This window comes from Sphingomonas sp. (assembly GCF_035490575.1).
Lineage (GTDB): Bacteria > Pseudomonadota > Alphaproteobacteria > Sphingomonadales > Sphingomonadaceae > Sphingomonas.
Map to the genome: position 1 here is coordinate 24452 of NZ_DATJLI010000063.1, position 22067 is coordinate 46518.

The 22067-nt window shown below is 66.5% G+C and carries 22 protein-coding genes; 10 read left to right on the forward strand and 12 right to left on the reverse strand.

What is annotated here, in order from left to right:
- Positions 1-48: 48 nt before the first annotated feature.
- Both thrS and infC read left to right on the forward strand, forming a co-directional pair.
- Positions 49-2037 (forward strand): threonine--tRNA ligase, encoded by a 1989-nt coding sequence (gene thrS / locus VL973_RS04765; RefSeq protein ID WP_325282885.1) that lies wholly within the window; start codon positions 49-51, stop codon positions 2035-2037.
- Between the two features lie 117 nt (positions 2038-2154).
- Positions 2155-2685: a translation initiation factor IF-3 gene (gene infC / locus VL973_RS04770; protein ID WP_325282886.1), complete on the forward strand. Its 531-nt coding sequence runs from the start codon at positions 2155-2157 to the stop codon at positions 2683-2685.
- A 77-nt stretch (positions 2686-2762) separates the two neighbouring features.
- On the opposite strand, the gene VL973_RS04775 is transcribed toward infC, so the two are convergent.
- From VL973_RS04775 to VL973_RS04800, 6 genes are all read right to left on the reverse strand, one after another.
- Entirely contained in the window at positions 2763-4865 is a 2103-nt protein-coding gene (locus VL973_RS04775) for a TonB-dependent siderophore receptor (protein WP_325282887.1), read from the reverse strand.
- Between the two features lie 110 nt (positions 4866-4975).
- Positions 4976-5188: a hypothetical protein gene (locus VL973_RS04780; RefSeq protein WP_325282888.1), complete on the reverse strand. Its 213-nt coding sequence runs from the start codon at positions 5186-5188 to the stop codon at positions 4976-4978.
- Positions 5189-5211: 23 nt separating this feature from the next.
- Positions 5212-7956 carry a [protein-PII] uridylyltransferase gene (locus VL973_RS04785; RefSeq protein ID WP_325282889.1) on the reverse strand — a complete coding sequence of 915 codons (2745 nt, stop codon included), beginning with the start codon at positions 7954-7956 and terminating at the stop codon, positions 5212-5214.
- A gap of 90 nt (positions 7957-8046) precedes the next feature.
- Entirely contained in the window at positions 8047-8616 is a 570-nt protein-coding gene (gene grpE / locus VL973_RS04790; protein ID WP_325282890.1) for a nucleotide exchange factor GrpE, read from the reverse strand.
- Positions 8617-8633: 17 nt separating this feature from the next.
- On the reverse strand, positions 8634-9674 hold the full coding sequence (hrcA, locus tag VL973_RS04795; RefSeq protein ID WP_325282891.1) for a heat-inducible transcriptional repressor HrcA: 1041 nt from the start codon (positions 9672-9674) through the stop codon (positions 8634-8636).
- A gap of 31 nt (positions 9675-9705) precedes the next feature.
- The gene (locus VL973_RS04800; RefSeq protein WP_325282892.1) at positions 9706-10215 is read right to left on the reverse strand and encodes a DUF6438 domain-containing protein; all 510 of its coding nucleotides are present in this window, start codon (positions 10213-10215) and stop codon (positions 9706-9708) included.
- A 77-nt stretch (positions 10216-10292) separates the two neighbouring features.
- On the opposite strand from VL973_RS04800, the gene rph reads away from it, so the two are divergent.
- From rph to VL973_RS04825, 5 genes are all read left to right on the forward strand, one after another.
- Positions 10293-11009 (forward strand): ribonuclease PH, encoded by a 717-nt coding sequence (rph, locus tag VL973_RS04805; protein WP_325282893.1) that lies wholly within the window; start codon positions 10293-10295, stop codon positions 11007-11009.
- Positions 11006-11650 (forward strand): RdgB/HAM1 family non-canonical purine NTP pyrophosphatase, encoded by a 645-nt coding sequence (gene rdgB, locus VL973_RS04810; RefSeq protein WP_325282894.1) that lies wholly within the window; start codon positions 11006-11008, stop codon positions 11648-11650. Before rph ends, rdgB begins: the two co-directional genes overlap by 4 nt.
- A 125-nt stretch (positions 11651-11775) precedes the next feature.
- Complete coding sequence (locus VL973_RS04815) at positions 11776-12012, forward strand: hypothetical protein (RefSeq protein WP_325282895.1); 237 nt, start codon at positions 11776-11778, stop codon at positions 12010-12012.
- Positions 12013-12135: 123 nt separating this feature from the next.
- Positions 12136-13275, forward strand: a complete 1140-nt coding sequence (gene hemW, locus VL973_RS04820) for a radical SAM family heme chaperone HemW (protein WP_325282896.1) — start codon at positions 12136-12138, stop codon at positions 13273-13275.
- A 35-nt stretch (positions 13276-13310) separates the two neighbouring features.
- Positions 13311-14543 (forward strand): serine hydrolase, encoded by a 1233-nt coding sequence (locus VL973_RS04825; protein ID WP_325282897.1) that lies wholly within the window; start codon positions 13311-13313, stop codon positions 14541-14543.
- Here the strand turns inward: VL973_RS04825 and VL973_RS04830 are convergent.
- The 4 genes from VL973_RS04830 to VL973_RS04845 are packed head-to-tail and all read right to left on the reverse strand — an operon-like array spanning position 14517 to position 17453.
- On the reverse strand, positions 14517-15110 hold the full coding sequence (locus VL973_RS04830) for a GNAT family N-acetyltransferase (RefSeq protein ID WP_414712193.1): 594 nt from the start codon (positions 15108-15110) through the stop codon (positions 14517-14519). The genes VL973_RS04825 and VL973_RS04830 overlap by 27 nt on opposite strands.
- Positions 15062-15853, reverse strand: coding sequence for a LysR family transcriptional regulator (locus VL973_RS04835; RefSeq protein WP_325282899.1), 792 nt, complete (start codon positions 15851-15853; stop codon positions 15062-15064). The genes VL973_RS04830 and VL973_RS04835 overlap by 49 nt, the downstream gene beginning before the upstream one ends.
- The gene (gene apaG / locus VL973_RS04840; RefSeq protein ID WP_325282900.1) at positions 15850-16248 is read right to left on the reverse strand and encodes a Co2+/Mg2+ efflux protein ApaG; all 399 of its coding nucleotides are present in this window, start codon (positions 16246-16248) and stop codon (positions 15850-15852) included. The genes VL973_RS04835 and apaG overlap by 4 nt, the downstream gene beginning before the upstream one ends.
- Positions 16245-17453, reverse strand: coding sequence for a trans-sulfuration enzyme family protein (locus VL973_RS04845; protein WP_325282901.1), 1209 nt, complete (start codon positions 17451-17453; stop codon positions 16245-16247). The genes apaG and VL973_RS04845 overlap by 4 nt, the downstream gene beginning before the upstream one ends.
- Before the next feature lie 83 nt (positions 17454-17536).
- Here VL973_RS04845 and VL973_RS04850 point away from each other — a divergent pair, with 83 nt between their 5' ends.
- A complete protein-coding gene (locus VL973_RS04850) occupies positions 17537-18751 on the forward strand; it encodes a phospholipid carrier-dependent glycosyltransferase (protein ID WP_325282902.1) in 1215 nt (404 codons plus the stop codon).
- A 19-nt stretch (positions 18752-18770) separates the two neighbouring features.
- Positions 18771-20108 carry a methylenetetrahydrofolate--tRNA-(uracil(54)-C(5))-methyltransferase (FADH(2)-oxidizing) TrmFO gene (gene trmFO / locus VL973_RS04855; RefSeq protein WP_325282903.1) on the forward strand — a complete coding sequence of 446 codons (1338 nt, stop codon included), beginning with the start codon at positions 18771-18773 and terminating at the stop codon, positions 20106-20108.
- Positions 20109-20112: 4 nt separating this feature from the next.
- Here trmFO and VL973_RS04860 read toward each other — a convergent pair whose 3' ends face one another.
- Both VL973_RS04860 and VL973_RS04865 read right to left on the reverse strand, forming a co-directional pair.
- Positions 20113-20589, reverse strand: a complete 477-nt coding sequence (locus tag VL973_RS04860) for an EF-hand domain-containing protein (RefSeq protein WP_325282904.1) — start codon at positions 20587-20589, stop codon at positions 20113-20115.
- A 53-nt stretch (positions 20590-20642) separates the two neighbouring features.
- Entirely contained in the window at positions 20643-21341 is a 699-nt protein-coding gene (locus VL973_RS04865; protein ID WP_325282905.1) for a squalene/phytoene synthase family protein, read from the reverse strand.
- A gap of 74 nt (positions 21342-21415) precedes the next feature.
- Between VL973_RS04865 and VL973_RS04870 the strand changes: the two genes are divergently transcribed.
- Positions 21416-22067: TadE/TadG family type IV pilus assembly protein (locus VL973_RS04870; protein ID WP_325282906.1), on the forward strand; the 652-nt coding region annotated here is incomplete at its 3' end.

Consider the following 22067-nt stretch of genomic DNA (forward strand, 5'->3'; position numbering starts at 1 on the left):
CAACGCGGCATATGCGCCGTTCTTCCCACGCCCATAGGTGATTTTTCGATGTCCGCCATGTTCCGCATCACGCTGCCCGACGGTTCCGTGCGTGAGGTGGCGCCCGGGACTACGCCCGGCGATGTGGCCGCCGCGATCGGGCCGGGCCTGGCCAAGGCGGCAATGGCCGCGCGCGTCGACGGCGAAGTGCGCGACCTGTCCCGCCCGTTCGAGGGCGACGCGCAACTGGCGCTGATTACCGCGCGAGACGAAGGCGATGCGCTGGAACTGGCCCGCCACGATTACGCGCACGTCATGGCCGAAGCGGTGCAAAAGCTGTTTCCGGGCACGCAGATCACCTTCGGTCCCGCGACCGAAGACGGTTTCTATTATGATTTCGCGCCCGCAGAGCGACCCTTTACCGAAGACGACCTTCCCGCAATCGAGGCGGAGATGCGCGCCATCATCGCCCGCAACGAAAACTTCGTGCGGGAGGTGTGGAGCCGCGCCGACCTGATCGCGCTGTGGACGAAGCAGGGGGAGACGTTCAAGGCCGAATGGGCCGCCGAACTGCCCGAAGGGGAGGAACTGACGGTCTATCGGCAGGGCGAATGGCTGGACATGTGCCGCGGGCCGCACATGCCCTCGACCGGACGTCTCGACCCACAGGCATTCAAGCTGACGCGCGTGTCGGGTGCCTATTGGCGCGGCGATCAGAAGAACGCGATGCTCAGCCGCATCTATGGCACCGGCTGGTTGAACAAGAAGCAACTCGACCAGCACCTGCACCGGCTGGAGGAAGCGGCCAAGCGCGACCACCGCAAGCTGGGGCAGGAAATGGACCTGTTCCATTTGCAGGCCGAGGCGCATGGCAGTGTGTTCTGGCACCCCAACGGCTTCGTGATCTGGCGCGAGCTGGAAGCCTATATGCGCCGCGCGATCGACGGTGCGGGCTATCGCGAGGTCAAGACGCCGCAGGTGATGGACGCGCGCCAGTGGGAGGCGTCCGGCCATTGGGGCAAGTATCGCGAAAACATGTTCGTCATCCCCGACGAGGTCCCGAACACCGAGGATGAAGGCCCGATCGTCAGCGACGACGCCGACTGGATGGCGCTGAAGCCGATGAACTGCCCGGCGCACGTCCTGATCTTTCGTCAGGGAATCAAGTCGTATCGCGACCTGCCGCTGCGCCTGTATGAAAATGGCTGCTGCCACCGCAACGAACCGCACGGCGCGCTGCACGGCCTGATGCGCGTGCGCCAGTTCACGCAGGACGACGCGCACATCTTCTGCCGTGAGGACCAGATCGTGGATGAAGTTCGCAGGTTCTGCGAACTGGCCGATCGCATCTATCGCGACTTTGGGTTCACTTACTCGATCAAGCTGGCGCTGCGCCCCGAAAAACGGTTCGGGACCGAGGCGATGTGGGACCTGGCCGAAACCGAGCTTCGCAACGCCGTGGTTGAAGCCGGGCTGGCGACGCCCGAATATGGTTGGGAGGAACTGCCGGGCGAAGGGGCGTTTTATGCGCCCAAGCTGGAATGGCACCTGACCGACGCGATCGGCCGGACATGGCAGGTGGGCACGATCCAGTCCGACCGCGTGCTGCCCGAACGACTCGACGCCAGCTATGTCGCGGAGGATGGCGAGCGCCACCGTCCGATCATGCTGCACCGCGCGATCTTCGGCAGCTATGAGCGCTTTATCGGCATCCTGATCGAGCATTTTGCGGGCCGCCTGCCCGTGTGGCTGGCACCGACCCAGGCGGTGGTGGCGACGATCGTGTCCGATGCCGATGCCTATGCCCGCGACGTGGCCGACAGGATGAAAGCGGCGGGTATTCGCGTCGATAGCGACCTCCGCAACGAGAAGATCAACTACAAGGTGCGCGAACACTCGCTGGCCAAGGTTCCGCACCTGCTGGTGGTCGGCAAGCGCGAGGCGGAGGAAGGCACCGTCGCCGTCCGCACGCTGGGTCGCGAGGGGCAGCGGATGATGTCGCTGGACGAAGCAATCGCCATGCTGCGCGACGAAGCCACGCCGCCCGACCTGCGCTGAATCGGCAACACTGGTGACAGGCGATGCAACAAAAGATGCAACCGCCTTTCATCGGGCGGGTTGAATCATTATATCGATGGTCGAACTACCTCAGGAGATTGCACTATACGTCCCCCGATGCGGCGCCCCATGGCGCCCCCGCCCATGAACGGTCCTCGTTTCAACGAGTTCATCCAGTCCCCCCGTGTCCGTGTCATCGACCAGGACGGTGAGAATCTGGGTGTGATGTACACGCGCGAAGCGATGGATCAGGCCAAGGAAGTCGGACTCGATCTGGTCGAGGTTTCGCCCAATGCCGATCCGCCCGTCGCCAAGTTCCTGGATGTGGGCAAGTATAAATACGAAGCCCAGAAAAAGGCCAACCAGGCTCGCAAGACCCAGAAGACGCAGGAGATCAAGGAGATCAAGATGCGTCCGAACATCGACGATCACGATTACGATGTGAAGGTCAAGGCGATCCACAAGTTCATCGGCGAAGGTGACAAGGTGAAGGTCACACTGCGTTTTCGCGGCCGTGAACTCAGCCATGGCCAGCTCGGTATGCAGCTTCTGCAGCGCGTCCAGCAGGATTGCGCCGAAGATGCCAAGATCGAGAGCTATCCGCGCATGGAAGGCCGACAGATGCTGATGGTGCTGTCGCCGAAATAACCGGTGACGCCCGACGGCGGAAAAAAAGGGGCGGTCCCGTGCGGGCCGCCCCTTTTTGTTGCCAGTCGTGCGCGGTTTTAGAACTTGAAGCCCAGCGTCGCCGATGCGGTGCGCGGCGCGCCGTAGAAGCCCTGCTCCCACATCAGGCTGGTGATGTATTTGACGTTGGTCAGGTTGCGAACATTGGCGGTCAGCGAAATTGCAGGCGTAATCGTCCAGCGCGCCATCAGGTCGAGCAACGCGTAATCGCCCTGCGTCGTGCGGATCTCCGCCATGGCATCCGTGGCGGCACGTTGCTGGCGGGAGATCTCGCTCTGATATTGCACTGCGCCGCCCACCGTCACCGCAGGCAGCGATGGCGGCGTATAGGTGACGTTCAGGCGCCCGGTGTGGCGCGGCACATAGGTCCGCACCGCATCACCCTCCGGACTACGCACGCGCAGCGCGGTGTACCCGCCGGTGACGTTCAGGCCCGCCAGCGGCTGGCCGCCCAGGTCAAGCTCGATCCCCTCACTGGTCGCGTCGATGGTGCGATAGAGTTGCTGTCCGATCGTCGTGTCAAAGATCGACGCTTCGGCCAAACCGTTCTGGCGCGCGCGAAAAACCGCGGCGGAGGCATAGAAGCGGTTGTCGAACCAGCTTCCCTTGATCCCGGCTTCCAGATTGTCGCCCTCGACCGGCGGCAGGATGGTGAACGCCTCACTGATCTCGAATTGCGGATTGAAGATTTCCGAAAAGCTCGAATACAGGCTGATGTTCGGCGTCACGTCGAACGTCGCGCCCACGAACGGCAGCGCGCGGCTTTCATCATAAACGCGGTCGACGCCGTAGGAATAACCCTCGCTCTCGATCCAGGTATAGTTGCCGCCGACCATGATCTTGAGCCGGTCGAACGGGTTCAGGCGCACCAGCCCGTAAACCGAGCTGCGGCTGGTATTGTAGTCGGCGCTCAGAACGAAGGGCGGAAAGTCGGGCAGCGCCACACTCCCATCGAACGCGCTGTCGCCAGGCAGCAGCGCGCCCGCCGGCGGATAGCTGGCGGATTGCATCAGATGCGCGGTGCCGTGATTGACGCCGACCACCACTTCATGAGCGCGTCCGCCGATATTCACCGGGCCTGTCACATAACCGTCCAGCGTCAACTCGCGGGTCGGACCACGAAATGCGCCCGGATAGGCGAACAGGCCGGCACCCTCGGCAGCGCCGGGGTTGCCATAGACGTAAAACAGCCGCTCATCCTCGTCGATCGTCTTGCGAAGGACCGAGATCTTGGCGCTCCAGTCGCCGCCAAGCTGCTGGGTCAGGTCGCCGAAAATCTGCTGCTCGAGGATGTTCCAGCGCGACCATTCGGCCGAAGTGTTGGTCGAACGGTCGTAATCGGTCGGCGCACCTTCCGTCGTGAACAGCGGCAGCGAACCCCACATGCCGCCATCGGTGCGATTGTCCTGCCGGTGATAGCCGACCGCCAACGTCGTCGTGGGTGTCAGGTCCGCCTCGACAATGCCATACAGCACCGAACGCTTGCCGGTGTAACGGTCGAGATAGCTGCCGACATCCTGATAGGCGCCGACGATCCGCGACCGCACGCTGCCATCGGCAGCCAGCGGGACGGTCACATCGCCCTCGATCCGCTTGGTATCATAGGTGCCGCCGGTCAGCAGCACGCTGCCCGCCAGTTCGGTGCCCGGCCGCTTGCGGACGAAGTTGATCGTCGCCGACGGATTGCCCGTCATCGAAAGCAGGCCATTGGCGCCGCGCAGCACTTCAACCCGGTCGAACGCGGCGGTGTCGAGCGCGCCGTTCTGAAGCCCGAAGGCAAAGGGCAGGCCCACGCCGTCGAGCTGGAAATTGGTGATGTCGAACCCGCGAGCCGAATAATAGGTGCGATCGGTTTCGGTCTGCTGGACATTCACGCCCGTCGTCGTGCTGAGCAGCGTGTTGACGTCACGAAGCTGGAAATCGTCAATCTGCGCGCGCGTCACGACGCTGATCGATTGCGGCGTGTCCTTCTGGCTCAGGCCCAGGCGCGTTGCCGAGCGGCTGGCACGCACACCATATTCGCCCTCCTCGCTGGCAAGGTCACGAACGCCGGTAACGACGATTTCCTCACGTTGCGCCTGCGGATCTTCATCAACGGGCGACACGAGTGACAGGGCGGCGAGCAACAGCGGTGCGGACATTGACGGACATCTCCTTTGCGGCGCCGTTTAGCGCGACCGCTTAAAGATGCAAGTCACTCTCAATAGCTAGGCGGCAAAGCGTTGCAAATCAGTCGCATCCGCTGCCGCCGTCAGGGGCGATCGTTGCCGCTTTCGTCCGACGACTCGGGCGGCCGCGGCTTGCCGCGCCGCTTGCGAAGGTGACGGCGCAACAACACCCCGCGCAACAACACGACGCCGACGATCGCCGTCACCAGCGCCAGGAAGGTGGGCGTATCCAGCGCCTCGATCGGCGCCGCCGCGATCAGCAACGGGGCGGCAAGCAACAGAATGAACGGCGGCATCAGCATTTCCCTTGTCACTCCGTTCACGCCGCTTCGGCCAACGGCCCCTCGGTCGCGGCCTCCAGCAGCCGGCGCTCCAGCGTTCGCATCCGCACCGTGGCGTCGATCTTGTCGCCGATCAGGTCGGTCACATAAAAGGTATCGACCGCGCGTTCGCCATAGGTCGCGACATGGGCCGAATGGATCGTGACTTTCGACTGGAACAGCGCGTTGGCCAGGTGATACAGCAATGCCGGGCGGTCGCGCGCATTCACCTCGACTACGGTGAAACGGTTGGATGCGTGGTTGTCGATCAACACCGCCGGCTCGATCTGAAACGCCTCGGCCCGCGCGCGCGGCAGCGGTTTTGCCTTTAGTCGCTCGGTGATCCTGGCGCGGTTGAGCAGCGCGTCGCCGATCGCGCTTTTCAGCCGGTCGAGCTGTCCGGGATCGTCAAACGGGCGCCCCAGCGGGTCCTGGACGAGGAAATTGTCGAGCGCCATCCCTTCCCGCGTGGTGTGGATGCGCGCGTCGATGATGTTGCCGCCCGCTGCATGGATCGCCCCGGCGATGCGATAGAAGATGCCGGGATGATCCGCGGCATAGATCGTCACCAGCGTCGCGCCCAATTCGGCATCGGGCTGGGCATCGACCGACAGTCTCCGGCCATCGGCACCCTGGATCAGCCGGGCATTGCGTTCCAGAACATCGGCCGGCTCGGCGACCCAATAGCTCTCAGGCAGGTTCTTCACCAGCTTGCGAAACGCCGCGGCGTCCCATCCCAGCGCCTGCGCCAGCGCATCCTGTTTGGCCGCGACACGCTCGCCGCGCCCGCGCTGCTTGTGGCCGCGCCGCAGCACTTCCTCCGCCGCTTCGTAAAGGTCGCCGATCAACTGGCGCTTCCACCCGTTCCAGGTGCCCGGCCCGACCGCGCGGATATCGACGATCGTCAGCACCATCAGCATCATCAGCCGCTGCGGGCTGGCGACGGTGGCGGCGAAATCGAGGATCGTCTTGAAATCCGACAGGTCGCGCTTGAACGCCGTTGCCGACATCAGCAGGTGCCAGCGCACCAGCCACGCGACAGTCTCGGTTTCCGCGGGGCTTAGACCCAGGCGCGGGCACAGGCGCTCGGCCACTTCCGCCCCCAGAATCGAATGGTCGCCGCCACGCCCCTTGGCGATGTCGTGCAGCAGCACCGCGACATACAGCGCCCGACGCGACACGATCTGCGGGAACAGTGCGGTCGCAATCGGATGTTCGTCCTTCAACAGCCCCCGGTCAATGCGCGACAACAGGCCGACGGCGCGGATGGTGTGTTCGTCGACGGTGTAATGGTGATACATGTCGAACTGCATCTGCGCGACGACGCGGCCGAAATCGGGCACGAAACGGCCGAACACCCCCGCCTCGTTCATCCAGCGCAGCACCGTTTCGGGGTCGCGCGGGCTGGTCAGCAGGTCGAGGAACAGCGCGTTCGCCCGCTTGTCGCGCCGGTAATCGTCGACCAGCTTGGCATCGCGCGACGCCGCGCGCATCGCCAGCGGGTGCACTTCGACGCCGTGCAGGTCGGCGAGCGAGAACAGCTCGATCAACCGCACCGGGTCCTCGCGAAAGAAGTCGTCACGCGGCAGCGCCAGCCGCCCGCGATCGAGGACGAACCCGTGCAGCTTGCGCGGCGAGCGGCGGATAAACGGCAACCCGAACCGCCGCCCGCGCGCGGCAAAGGTTTCGTCCAGATGCGCCAGGAACACGCCCGTCAGGTCGCCGACCGTCTTCGCCTGCAAAAAATAGAATTGCATGAACCGCTCGACCGCCAACTTGCCCGGCCGGTCGGCATAGGCCATGCGCGCGGCAATCTCCCGCTGCATGTCGAAGGTTAGGCGATCCTCCGCCCGCCCCGCCATCCGGTGCAGGTGACAACGCACTGCCCACAGGAAGTTTTCCGCACGGTGGAACCGGCGATATTCCTGACGGGTCAGCAACCCCTTTTCCACCAGTTCGGCGGCGCGCTGGACGCCGTAAGCGTCCTTGGCGATCCAGAACAAGGTGTGCAGGTCGCGAAGCCCGCCCTTGCCCTCCTTCACATTGGGTTCGACGACATATCGGCTGTCGCCCATCTTGCGGTGGCGCTGGTCGCGCTCGGCCAGCTTTTCCGCGATGAACCCGCGCGTATCCGATTGCACCTCAAGCCGGAAGCGTCGTGACGCTTCGTCGTAAAGTTCGGTGTCGCCCCAGACATAGCGCCCCTCCAGCAAAGCGGTGCGGACGGTCACGTCGGACTTCGCCATGCGGATCATCTCGTCCAGTGAGCGCGACGAATGGCCGACCTTCAGGCCCATGTCCCACAGCGAATAGAGCATCGATTCGATGACCTGCTCGCACCAGCCCGTGCGCTTCCACGGCGACAGGAAACCGATGTCGATGTCCGAATGCGGCGCCATTTCGCCCCGGCCATAGCCGCCCACCGCGATCAACGTCATACGCTCCGCCGCGGTGGGATTGTTGTTGGGATAGAGCCGCTGGACGGTGAAGTCCCATAGCAACCGCAGCAACTGGTCGGTCAGAAACGCCTGCCCCGCCGCTGCCTCCAGCCCGCGTGTCGGATGCTCCTCGAACCGGCGCATGATTTCCGCCCGTCCGGCATCCAGCGCGTCCTTGAGCATCCGGGCCGATGCCTGGCGCAGATCGCTGGTGTTGCCGGCGGGCAATTCGGCCAGCCGATCGGCGATGGCGCGGCGGTCGATGATCGCGCGACGATTGGGCAGGTTGGAAAAGCGGTTCGGCATGGCCCTCTGCTTAAACGGCAGCGAAGCGCTTGTCGCGCGGCCCGGTCAGGATGACGGGACCGGACACCGCCGGTCCCGCGATACGGTCGCCTATTCGGCCGCCTTGGCCACGCCGACCAGCGCCGGGCGCAACAACCGTTCCCGGATCATGTAACCCGCCTGTACTTCCTGCACGATCGTGCCGGGCGCGGTTTCGGCGGAGGGAACCTCGAACATGGCCTGATGGCGGTTGGGGTCGAGCGATTCGCCGACCGACACGATGCGGCTAATGCCGTGCCGCGCGAAGATGCTGTCCAGTTCGCGGCCCGTCGCGTCGAGACCCGTGACCAGCCCCTTGAACTTGTCGTCCTCGCGCAACGATTCGGGGATCGCAGCCAGCGCGCGCGTCAGATTGTCGGCGACCGACAGCACGTCGCGGGCAAAGGCGGTCGCGGCATAGGTGCGCGCATCGGCCGCTTCTTTCTCCGCCCGGCGGCGGACATTCTGAACCTCGGCCTGGGCATACAGCACCTGCCGCCTGGCATCGGCCAACTCGCTCTCCAGCGCGCTTACCCGGTCATGCTCCGCGACTTCGGGCGCGGCCTCCGCCGTCGCTTCGCGCAGCACTTCGCTGTCATTGGTAGCGGCGGGTTCGGCCGCCGTCGTTTCATTCTGTTCCATAAGCCCCTGTGACGCAGTCAACTCAAGAGCCGCGATAATGTCGCGGCGGTCAGATCCACCATGGGCACGACGCGGGCATAGTTCAACCGCGTCGGCCCGATCACGCCGACCACGCCGACCACGCGCCCGTCCAGCGAGCGCACCGGTTTGGCGATCACCGACGACCCGGACAGCGAGAATAACTTATTCTCCGATCCGATGAAAATGCGCGCCGCATCCCCCTCCCGCGCTGAATCGAGCAGGCGGGCGATTTCCTCCTTGCCCTCAAGTTCATCGAGCAACAGCCGAACCCGGTCCAGGTCGTCGGCAGCGCTGTTGTCCAGCAGGCGCGCCTGGCCACGCACGATCAGCACCGGGCGCTGGTCGCCATCCTCGCTCCACACCGCCAGCCCGCGTTCGATCAGGTCGCGCGCCGCCGCGTCGAGCGCCGCGCGTTCGCGCGCGATCTGGCCGGTCAGCCGCGTGCGCGCTTCGGTCAGGGTCTGGCCCGCCAGCATGGCCGACAGGTAATTGGCCGCCTGTTCCAGCGCATAAGGCGGCAGGCCGGGCGGCAGGTCGACGACGCGGTTCTCGACCGATCCGTCCTCCCCCACCAGCACCGCCAGCGCCTTGTCATGGCTGAGCGGGACGAAGCCCATCTGGCGCAACCGCGGCTCGCGTTTGGGCACAAGCACCAGCCCGGCACAGGCCGACAGGCCCGACAGCACGGCCGTGGTATTGGCGATGGCATCCTCGACCGGGCCGTTCTCGCGCGCTTCCCGCTCGATCGCGGTGCGTTCCTCGACCGACGGCTCGTGGCTCTGCATCATGCCGTCAACGAACAGGCGCAGCCCGCTTTCGGTCGGCATCCGCCCGGCGGAGGTATGCGGGGCGGCGAGCAGCCCCGCTTCCTCAAGATCCTGCATCACATTGCGGATCGAGGCGGGCGACAGGTTCAGTCCCGAAATCTTCGACAGGGTGCGCGAACCCACCGGCAGCCCGGTGTCGAGATAGCTTTCAACGACAATCCTGAACACGTCGCGCGCGCGGTCGGTCATCTCCTGGATCGGGGGCGTCATGCCTGTGATGTAGGCGCGCGGCGACGCGTGCTCAACGCTTTCCGATGAAGTCGGCGATGGGCAACATGTCGGGCGCGGCGCGCAGCACGCCGGCCACTCGCTGCGCCTCGACGCTGCGACAGCCCAGATACAGGCTCAGCGTCTGCGGCGCGGCACCGGTATTACTCGCCCATTCGACCGCAATGCCGGGCATGTCGGTGGGCGCGATCCCGCAATCCTCGCTCTGCATGTCGATCCGCCGGTCGCCGCTGGCCGGGCGCACCGATGCCAGATGGTCGGCAAAGCGGCGCGCGACTTCGGACGTCACCTGGAACCGGTGCTCCCCCGTCGCGGCGGTATGGCGCTCGCCGATGAAAACCCCCTGCCCCTCCGGCGTGACGCTGACCCGATAGACCGGGCAGGTGCCGAAACAGGGCTGCGTCGAATAAGTGATCGCCTGGCGCTCGACCGGGATCGGTGCGGCGGGGGCGGTGGACATATCGGTGGCACAGCCCGCCGCCGCCAGCGGCAGCGCGGCGAGGATCAGGGGGCGGAGCATCATGGCATTTCCTTTCGGGGTGCTGGCGCCGGGCGGCCGGGGCCGCTATCGCCACGCTCAACCAAACAGGAGCTGAATAGATGCGCCCATCCGGCCGCGCCCCCGACGAAATGCGTGCGATCACCATCGAACCCAATTTCACCCGCCATGCCGAAGGATCGGTGCTGATCGGCTTTGGCGACACCCGCGTGCTGGTGACGGCCAGTGTCGAGGAACGCGTGCCCCCGTTCCTGCGCGGCAAGGGCGAAGGCTGGGTGACGGCCGAATACGGCATGTTGCCCCGCGCCACGCACACGCGCGGCAACCGGGAAGCGGCCAAGGGTAAGCAGTCGGGCCGCACGCAGGAAATCCAGCGCCTGATCGGCCGCTCGCTGCGCGCCGTCACCGACCTGAAGCTGCTGGGGGAGCGCCAGATCACGCTCGACTGTGACGTGATCCAGGCCGATGGCGGCACCCGCACCGCGTCGATCTCCGGCGCATGGGTCGCGCTTCGCCTGGCAATCGACAAGCTGCTGGCCGAGGGCAAGATCGCAACCGACCCGATCCTGCATCAGGTCGCTGCCGTCAGCTGCGGCATCCACAACGGCCAGGCGGTCCTCGACCTCGATTACCCGGAGGATTCGGCCGCCGATGCCGACGCCAATTTCGTTCTGCTGGGCGATGGCCGCATTGCCGAGGCGCAGGCGACGGCCGAGGGCGCGTGCTATGACGAGGAATCGCTGCTGCGCCTGCTCCGCCTCGCACGGATCGGCTGCAACGACATATTCGCGGCGCAGCGCAAGGCGGTGGGCCGGTGAGCGGCGAGGGCTCGGGCCACCAGGCGATCCGACGTCTGACGCCGGGGCGGCTGGTGATCGCCAGCCATAATGCAGGCAAGGTGCGTGAGATTCGTGATCTGCTCGGTCCCTATGGCATCGAGCCGGTGTCGGCGGCGGAGTTGGACCTGCCCGAGCCGGAAGAAACCGGCACGACCTTTGTCGCCAATGCCGAGCTGAAGGCGATGCAGGCCGCCGACCTGTCGGGCCTGCCCGCGCTGGCCGATGATTCAGGGCTGTGCGTCGACGCGCTGGGCGGCGAACCCGGCATTTTCTCGGCGCGCTGGGCCGGGCCGGGCAAGGATTTCGCGGCCGCGATGCAGTTGGTCGAGGATCGGCTGGCCGCGATCCACCCTGCGCCTGCCCGCGACGCGCATTTCGTCTGCGCGCTGGCACTCGCCTGGCCCGATGGGCATGTCGAATGGTTCGAGGGCCGGGTCGATGGCCAATTGGTGTGGCCGCCCCGCGGCACCAACGGCTTTGGCTATGACGCGATGTTCGAACCGCACGGCCATAACCAGACATTTGGCGAGATGGATGCCGCCGAAAAGCACGCGATGAGCCACCGCGCTGATGCATTTCGGCAACTGGTCGACAATGTTCTGACCGTTCCGGGCGAATAACGTGATCGCCACGGACCCGAAACGCACTTCGTTTGTTGCAGCGGGGCGTGGATACGGTTTAGTGACTTTCTCGACTTATGAGCGGGTCGCGACCGGCCATTTGTTTGTTAAGGGAGATGCATAATATGTTTGGTAAGATCCTCACCGCGGTTGCCGCGACCACCATCGCCGCTGCACCCGTCGTCGCCGCCCCCGCCAGCAGCCTGTCGGTTGCGAAGCAGGTTCGCGCTTCGACCGCTTCGGAAAAGAGCAACAAGGCCACCGGCTCGATGTTGTTCCCGGCCGTGATCGGTGCTGGCGTCGTTGCGATCCTCGTCGTTGGCCTGACCAATGACGGCGACGAGCTGCCCGACAGCAACTGATCGCGCTCCGCCGCCCGCCGACCGGGCGGCAGATCGAAATCGGGAGAGGGAGGGTCGAAAGGCCCTCCTTTTCTTTTGCGCGCCATGCTTTCGCCGCGCGGGCCAGGCACATATTGGCGGGTGATGACCACCGATCCCCTTGCGCTCTATGTCCACTGGCCGTTCTGCATTTCCAAATGCCCCTATTGCGACTTCAACAGCCATGTTCGCGATGTTGTCGATCAGGGGCTGTGGCGCGACGCCCTGCTCGCCGATCTGGCGCATGAAGCGGCGCTGACGCCGGACCGGCGGCTGGGATCGATCTTTTTCGGGGGCGGCACGCCGTCGCTGATGCCGCCCGTCACCGTCGCCGCGATCATCACCGCCGCCGACCGGCATTGGGGGCTGGACAGCGATTGCGAAATCACGCTGGAGGCCAATCCGTCGTCGGTCGAAGCATCGCGCTTTGCCGATCTCGCGACGGCGGGCGTCAATCGGGTATCGCTGGGACTACAGGCGCTGGAGGATCAGGCGCTGTCGTTCCTTGGCCGCGCGCATTCTGTGGCCGAGGGGCTGGCGGCGCTGGACACCGCGCAATCGGCGTTCGACCGCGTGTCGTTCGACCTGATCTATGCCCGCCCCGGCCAGTCCCTCGCCGCGTGGACGCAAGAGTTGAGCCGCGCGCTGGCGTTCGGCACGGGTCATTTGTCGCTTTACCAGCTGACGATCGAACCGGGCACGCGATTTGCCACGCTGGCGGCCAGGGGCGACCTGACCATCCCCGATGCCGACAGTGCGGCAGACCTGTTCGAGGCGACGCGCGCCATCACGCACGCGGCGGGCATCCCGGCCTACGAGATTTCCAACCATGCGCGTCCGGGTCAGGAAAGCCGCCACAACCTGACTTACTGGCGTTACCGCGATTATGTCGGCATCGGGCCGGGCGCGCATGGGCGACGCGGCGGCGAAGCGACGTTTCGACGGAAAAAGCCCGAAAACTGGTTGAGCGCCGTCGGACGCAACGCCCATGGCATGGAAACCAGCGACGCGCTGTCGCCTACCACCCAAGCGGTCGAGGCGCTGTTGATGGGGCTGCGGCTGGATGAAGGCGTCGACCTTCACCGCATCGCGACGCTCGGCGGCGGCGCCATGCCGCTGGACGAAGCGCGTGTGGCGTTGCTGGCGCGGCAGGGCCTGTTGGTTCGCGACGCCGGACGGCTGACCGTCACCCCCGCCGGAATGCCCGTGCTCGAAGCGATCCTGCGGGAGATCGTCACTGCCTGATTGCCCCGGCGCGCGTTCTGGGCGAGGAAGGCTTCATGCTGCCCTTCCCGCCCGCGATTGTCGCCATCCAGCCGGTTCAGGTCGATGCGAACATGCGGCTGGCCCAGATCGTCGCGCTGCTCGACGGGCGGGGCGACTATGACGCGACCTTCGGTCCGCGTTTCCGGGCCGAGGTGCCCAAGGTCCGCTTCGACGCGATCGCCGCGCAGCTTCGTGCGCGCATGGGCCACCCGACCGGCGTCGGCCGGGTCGAGCGGCACAACGCGCTGGAGGCCGATGCCAGCCTGACGTTCGAACGCGGTCGTGCACGCGTCCGGCTGACGTTGATGCCCGGCGGCGACCGGCAGGTGGCGGGATTTGCGATCATCGGCACCGCGCCGCTGAACGACAGCTTCCAAACCATTTCGACCGAAGCCGCCGCGCTGCCGGGGCAGGTCGGCTTCGGCGTCTATGCCCTGGAGCCGCCATCGCCGCGTGCGTTGATCGAACAGCGCGGCGATATTGCCGCGCCGATCGGGTCAGGCTTCAAATTATGGGTGCTGGCCGAACTGGCGGCACAGGTCGATGCGGGTCGTGTGAACTGGGAACAGGTGGTGCCGCTCGGCCCGCCATCGCTGCCCAGCGGCATCACGCAGGACTGGCCGGCGGGCACGCCGATGACGGTGCAGTCACTGGCGACGTTGATGATCGCGATCAGCGACAACAGCGCGACCGACACGCTGATTGCGTTGCTGGGCCGCGCGGCCGTCGACAAACGCGCCGCCGCGCTGGGTGCGGACGCCAGCGGCCTGCCGGTGCTGACCACGGCGGAGGCGTTCCGATTGAAGCACCCCGACGCAGCGGCGCTGTCGGACGGTTGGGCGTCACTGACCCCCGATGCACGGCGCGCACGGCTGCGCCACCCGGCACTGGCGCGTGCGCCGCTGGACCCGGCGCTGTTCGGCGACAGGCCGGTTCGCCCCGATATCGAATGGTTCGCCAGCCCCCGCGCAATGGCGCGCACGCTCGACTGGCTGTCCCGCAACGGCGGTGCACGCGTGCACCGCATTCTGTCGACCGCGCGTCAGGGCAAGCACGGCCTGCCCTATACAGGGTCGAAGGGCGGTTCGGAGCCGGGGGTGCTCAGCCTCAACCACCTGGCTCGCGACCGTGCCGGCCGCTGGTTCGCGGTCGTCGCCAGCCAGCACCGCGACGATGGCCCGGTCGATCCGGTAGCGCTTGAAAACCTGGTGGCGCGGGCGTTAGACCTGCTCGGCACCGCGCGCTGACCCGTCGCTGGCGAGCAGACCGTAAAGCGCCGTGTCGCGCACACCGATATGCGTTTCCCATTCGGCGCGCAGGATGCCTTCGAGCGTGAACCCCAGCTTTTCGAGCAACCGGCGCGACGCGACATGGTCGGGATCGACATCGGCAAACACGCGCCGTTGCCCTTCTTCAAACAGCCGGTCGATGACGGCGCTTACCGCCTCGCCTGCAATGCCGGTGCCCCAATGCGCGCGGGCCAGCAGATAGGCGAGTTCGCTGACATTGCCCTGCCGCTTCTCCCCCACCGCGACAAAGCCGATCGCCGCGTCACCACCCGCCCGCGTGATCGCCCAGCACCGCCAGGCCGGATCGCGCTGCGCCAGCACGCGGCGCGTTTCGGCCAGGTCGATATGCGGCGGGCCGGACCAGTAACGCATCGCATCGACATCGGCGAACGCGGGAAACAGCGCGTCGGCATCCTCCACCACGCGCGGGCGCAGCACCAACCGCGCGGTGCGAAGCACCGGCGTGGGACGGGCCGTCACGCCGCCAGCGCGTCGACCAGCGCCCGCACCTTCTTCTGGCGCCATTGCGGCAGCGGCGCGACCATCCAGTAACCGCGCGGATAAGGCTTCGGCTCGCCCAGCACCTCGACCCGCCCTGCCGCGATATCGGCGCGCGCCAGCAATTCGGGGACGGTCGCATGACCCAGACCCGCCGCCGCCGCCTCGATCGCCAGCCCCGCGTCGCCGACCATCACGCGCGACACCGATTCCTCGTTCAGACAGCCCGGCCACGAGATGCGCGTATCGGCGCCGCCGCCGGGCCGCCCGACAGCGATCATACCGTCCGATTCGATCGCCTCGCCCTCATGTTCGCCCGGCCCTTCGCCCCAGCGGATGGCGAGGTCGAGATTGGCCTGTGCGAAATCAACGCCCTCGTCCGCCACGACCAGCACGAAACGCAGTTCGGGTTCGCGCGCCGAAATCTCCGAAAGGCGCGGCATCAGCCATTTGTGCGTCAGGTCGCGCGGCGCGGCGATCGTCAGCGAGCGCGACGACTGCCCCGCCTGCATCGCGCGCACGGCTTCCTCGAACTGCAGGAAGCCGTCGCGCAGCGCCTCAAGCCCGCGCTCCCCCTCCGGCGTCAGTTCCAGCCCGCGCGTGGTGCGGCGGAACAGCACGACGCCCAGCGTGTCCTCCAGCGCGCGCACCTGTTGCCCGACGGCGGCAGGCGTCACCGCCAGTTCGTCAGCCGCGCGCGTGAACGACAGGTGCCGGGCGGCCGCGTCCAGCACGCGCAGCCCGTTGAGCGGCAGGTGCGTGCGCTTCATCCCGCCACCGTCGGGGCGATCAGCCCAAAGCGGGGGATGGCCACGTCGAACATCGATCCGTCCTCACCCAGCATCTGATAACTGCCCTGCATCGATCCCGTCGGTGTCGCCAGATGGCATCCCGACACATAATCGAAACTGTCGCCCGGCGCGATCATCGGCTGTTCGCCGACCACCCCTTCGCCCTCGACCGAATGGCGGGCGCCGCGACCATCGGTGATGATCCAGCGGCGGCTGAGCAGTTGCACGCCCATGTCGGCGTCATTTTCGATGCGGATGTGATAGGACCAGAACCAGCGGCCCCGATCCGGTTCGGACTGTTCGGACAGGTAACTGACCGCGGTTCGCACAACGATGCCCTCGGTCCGCGCTTCCCCGGTGAACAATGCCTTCACAGGCCGATCGCCCGCAGCGCCTGATCCAGATCGTCGATCAGGTCGGCGGGGTCCTCCAGACCGACGTTCAGGCGCAACAACCCCTCGGTCACGCCCATCTCGATCCGCTTCTCCTCCGCCACGCCGTAATGCGTGGTCGACGCCGGATGCGTCATCAGCGAGCGCGAATCGCCGATGTTATTCGAAATGTCGATCAGGGTCAGCGCGTCGAGCAGCGCGTGCGCCTGTGCCCGCCCGCCATCGACCTCAAGCGAAAAGATCGGGCCGGCCATTACCATCTGCGATGCGGCCAGCGCGTGTTGCGGATGGCTGGGCAGGCCGGGATGATTGATGCGCGCCACCCGCCCCTCAAGGAAACGGCCGACTTCCAGCGCATTTTCGGACTGGCGGCGAATGCGAAGGTCCAGCGTCTCCAGCCCCTTCAGTACGACCCACGCGTTGAACGCGCTCAGCGTCGGGCCGGTGTTGCGGGTGAAGGGCAGCAGTTCGTTGACGATGAAATTTTCGGTCCCGCAAACCGCCCCGGCCAGCACGCGGCCCTGCCCGTCCATCATCTTGGTCGCGGAATAAGCGACGATATCGGCCCCGTAATCCATCGGCCGTTGCAGCGCGGGCGTGGCAAACGCGTTGTCGACCACGGTGCGGACGCCGCACTGCTTCGCCAGCGCGCACACTGCCTTCAGGTCGACGATATCCATCGTCGGATTGGCGGGCGTTTCGAAAAACCACAATTTCGTGCGGTCGTTGGTCGCATCGGCGAACGCCTGTGCATCGCGCGCGTCCACGATCGTGGTCGCGATCCCGAACTTTGGCAGCAGCGTGTCGGTCAGCCAGCGACACGACCCGAACAGCGCACGGCCCGCGACGACATGGTCGCCCTGTTCCAGCTGGCACAAAAGCGCGGCCGTCATCGCCGACATGCCGCTGGCCGTCGCGCGGCACGCCTCCGCCCCCTCAAGCAGGGCGATCCGCTGTTCCAGCATCTCGACCGTCGGGTTCTGCAACCGCGAATAGGTCATGCCTGATTGTTCGCCCGCGAACCGCGCGGCGGCATCGCCCGCACAGTCATAGGCATAGCCGGACGTCAGGAAGATCGCCTCGGACGTCTCCCCGAACTCCGAACGCCGGGTGCCACCGCGCACCGCCTGCGTTGCGGGTCGCCAATGCTGGGTGATCGAACGGTCCTGGCCGGTGTTGCGCTTCATGCCCGCTTCATTGGCGCGCGCAGGGCGTCGAGGCAAGGGTATGCGTTCCCATCAACGCGCCGCTGCGCTAAGGCCCGCACCCGATGCGCCTTGCCGATCGCCCCGCACTGGTTGCCCTGTTGATCGCGATTGCCGCGCAATTGCTGTTCAGCGTGCACCTTGGCCGCCCGTCGGGACTGGTCTTTGATGAAGTGCATTATGTGCCCGCCGCACGCGCCATGCTCGACCTGGCGCACCCGGCGAACACCGAACACCCCCCGCTGGCCAAGGAATTGATCGCGGTCGGCATCGCGCTGTTCGGTGACAATGCGATCGGCTGGCGCGCGATGGCGACGCTGGCGGGGACGGCCACCGTGCTGTCGGGCTTTGCCATGCTGATGCTGCTGTTCGGATCGGTGCGGACGGCGGCGCTGGGCGCGCTGTTCGTCGCGGTGAACCAGACGGTGTTCATCCAGGCCCGCATCGCGATGCTCGATGGCTTTCTGGGTGCATTCGTGACCGGCGGACTGGCGGCGACATTATGGGCGGTCAAGGCGCCGCCGGGACGGCGCGCGGGGCGCATCGCGCTGGCGGGCGTGCTGCTGGGCGCGGGGGTCGCGGTGAAATGGGCCGCCGCGCCCTATGTCGCGCTGGCCTGCGTCGGCGTGCTGGTCGCGCATCGGCGCACGCCGGTAGCGGCGCTGGGTCTGGCGATCCCGATGGGCCTGATCGCCATCGCGGCCTATTTCGCGACGTTCGTGCCGACCTTTTCCTACGCCGCCGACCCCAATACCCCCGGCGGCCTGATCACGCTGCAACAGCGCATGTATGAAGCGCAGACGCAGATTCTGCGCGACCACCCCTATCAGTCGGACTGGTGGAGCTGGCCGCTGATGATCCGGCCGATCTGGTATCATTACGAACCCGATCTGGGCGTACTGCGCGGCGTGCTGCTGCTGGGCAATCCGGTGGTGATGTGGGGCGGCCTTGCCGGCGTCGCGGCGTGCCTGTGGGCGGGCATTCGCGGGCGCACGGGGCACTTGGTGCTGGCGCTGCTGTGGCTGTTTTCGGTCGCGATCTGGGCGGCGATCCCGAAAAGCCTGGGCTTTTATTACTACTACCACCTGTCGGGCGTGTTCGTCGCGCTGGCGGGCGCCGGTGCGCTGGCGCTGCTGCCCGCGCGCCTGCGATGGGTCGACGGGGCAGTCGCGCTGATGGCGGTCATTGCCTTTGCGTGGTTCTATCCGATCATCAGCGGCGCGCCGCTGGCCGACCCTCAGGATTTCAATCACTGGATGTGGTTCGACAGCTGGCGCTGACATCCCTATCTGCGGCGTCATGACGACAACCCACGACATCCATATCATCGGCGGCGGGCTGGCCGGGTCGGAAGCGGCCTGGCAACTGGCGCAAGCGGGCATCCGTGTGAAACTGTCCGAAATGCGCGGCGGCGGCAACATGACGCCCGCGCACCAGACCGACGGGCTGGCCGAGCTGGTCTGTTCCAACAGCTTTCGCTCCGACGATGCCGAACGCAATGCCGTCGGCCTGCTTCATTCGGAAATGCGCGCGCTGGATTCGCTCATCATGGCGATGGCCGACAAGCATCAATTGCCAGCCGGGTCGGCGCTGGCGGTCGACCGCGATGCGTTTTCGCAAAGCGTGACGCGCGCGCTGGCCGATCACCCCAACATCACCGTCGTGCGCGAACGCGTCGACACGCTGCCCACCGACACGCCCGCCATCGTCGCCACCGGGCCGCTGACCGCGCCGTCGCTGGCCGACGCCATCGGCGCGACGACGGGGTCCGATGCGCTGGCGTTCTTCGACGCGATCGCGCCCATCGTCCACGCCGAATCGATCGACATGAGCATTGCGTGGAAACAGTCGCGCTGGGACAAGGCGGGACCGGCGGGCGACGGCAAGGATTACATCAACTGCCCGCTCGACCGCGATCAGTATCACGCCTTCCACGCCGAATTGATGGCCGGGGAAAAGGCGGAGTTCCGCGAATGGGAGAATGTCCCCTATTTCGACGGCTGTATGCCGATCGAGGTGATGGCCGAGCGCGGGGTGGAAACGCTGCGCTTCGGCCCGATGAAGGGCGTGGGGCTGGACGATCCGCGCACCGGACGCTGGCCCTATGCGTGCGTCCAGTTGCGGCAGGACAATGCCACCGCGACGCTGTGGAACATGGTCGGTTTTCAGACCAAGCTGAAATATGGCGAGCAGGTCCGCATTTTCCGCACTATCCCCGGCCTGGAGAATGCCGAGTTCGCGCGGCTGGGCGGGCTGCACCGCAATACCTTCATCCGTTCCCCCGTGCTGCTCGACCCGACATTGCGACTGAAAGCGCGGCCCAATCTGCGCTTTGCGGGGCAGATCACCGGGTGCGAGGGCTATGTCGAAAGTTCGGCGATCGGCCTGATCGCGGGCCGCTTTGCTGCCGCCGAGCTGGCCGGGCGCACATTGCCGATACCGCCGGTCGAGACCGCGCTGGGCGCGCTGCTGGCGCACATCACCGGCGGGGCCGAGGCGGACAGCTATCAGCCGATGAACGTCAATTTCGGCCTGTTCCCCCCGATCGAGGGGCGCACGAAAAAAGCTGATCGCAAGCTGATGTATACCGCCCGCGCGCGCACCGCCTTTTCGGACTGGCGCGCGGCGGCGGGATGATCGCTTAACCCTCGTCCGCGTCGGCGGGCGAAGGCGCGGGCGGACAGTCGGCGCGGCGGCGCGGGGCACGCCGCTTGACCGCCGTGGTCGCGAACTCGGCGCGGTTCAGGCTGTTCGATCGATCCTTGTCGGCACCCGCGAACTTTGTCGTGGTGCGAACCGCCCATTCCTCGAAATCCAGCCGCCCGTCGCCATTTTTGTCGAGTTTCGCAAAGGCCTTGCGGCGGCTGGCGAGATATTCGTCGCGCGTGATTCTGGCGTCGCGATCCTTGTCATAGCGGTTGAAACGCCGCTCCTCGCGTGTCGCCGGGGCTGCTTCGGGCAAGCGGTCGGGCAGCGGCGTTTCAGCAGGATCGGCGACGACTGCGGGCATCGGCGGGGGCGGCACCACGACATCGTCGGTCGCGCTTGCGCGGAACAGGAACAATGCCGCCGCCGCCATCAGCACGCCCGCCAGCGCACCCACCCAATATCGCCACATCGCCCTGCTCCCTGACTGTCCAAGGACAGGTTAGCGCGCGATGGCGTCCGCGCCTATCGCCCCGTCAGCCGGTGCCAGCCAAGGCGGGCGATGCGGCCCGGCGTCGCAGCGGGCAATGGCCGGTCGCGCGGTTCGGCCAGATCCATCGCCGCCTGCCGCGCAAAACCGCCCAGCACACGCAGCCGACGCGGCCAGCGCACCGCCAGCGCCTGGTCGAGCAACGCCCGCGCCTCATCCGCCGCCGCCGCTGCCGCTGCCGGATCGGAAAGCGAGCGCGACAGATCGGCCAGCGCCCAACCCTGCCCGGCCGGATCGGGCAGCGCGCTGTCGACGGCCAGTCGCCGCGCGGCCAGCCGGAACAGCCGCCCGCCGTGCGAATGGGCAAAGGACGCCCGCGCCGTCGGATCGGCCGGATCGCCGTCCAGCAGCGCTTCCCACCCCTCGACCAGCCGGGCCAGCTCCGCGCCCGCCACGCCGTGCGCCAGGACCTCACCTGCCAAGGCGGTCAGCACGGGTTGCGCGGGTGGCGGCGCGCTGTCGAGCCGAGACAGCGCATCGTGCCACCATGTCAGCCGCATCTGCGCGATCATCGGCTCGCGCGCCTGGCGCAGCACATCGGCAAGCGTTGCATCCAGATCGAACAGAGCCGCAACCCCCGCCCGCGTGTCGGCGGGGGCATAGGACAGGATCAGCCGCCGCTCCGCCGCGCGGGCTTCTGCGCCGGGCGCAAAGGTGGACGCGGCGTTAACCATGCTGCTTCAATCCGGCTTATCGCTTGGTCGCGCATAGGCCCGGATTGGACCGAATTGTCAAACACGGGCGGGGCATGGGCAAGCGTATCATCGGATCGAGCAACAGCGGACGGCGACCGGCAGGCCTGCTGACGCGGCTGGCCCGTGACACGCGCGGCAACGTGCTGGCGATGGTCGCCGCCGCGCTGATCCCGCTGTGCGGGATGATCGGCGGCGGGCTGGACCTGTCGCGCATGTATATCGTCAAGACCCGGCTGCAACATGCCTGCGACGCGGGCGCGCTGGCCGGACGCAAGTCGATGGGTGGCGGCACCTGGGCACAGCAAGGCAACCTGCCGCGCCAGATGGCCGAACGCTTTTTCGACGCCAACATCCGCCAGGACATTTACGGTGCCGAGAGCATTACCCGCAGCTTTTCGGAGGCTGCTGGCAAGGTGACGGGCACGGCGTCCGCCGACCTGCCGATGACGCTGATGCGCGTGCTCGGCAAGACCTCGGCCGAGTTGTCGGTGACGTGCGAATCCGAGATGCGCCTGCCCAACACCGATGTGATGTTCGTGCTCGATGTGACGGGTTCGATGGGTGAAAGGGCAGTATCAACCGATGCTCAAACGAAGATCCAAGGCCTTCGCACTGCCGTGCTTTGCTTCTATGAAATCGTGGCCCGGCTTGACACCGTGGCGACGTGTGACGGGGGCGCACCGTCGGGAGGCACCGGCCAGCAGG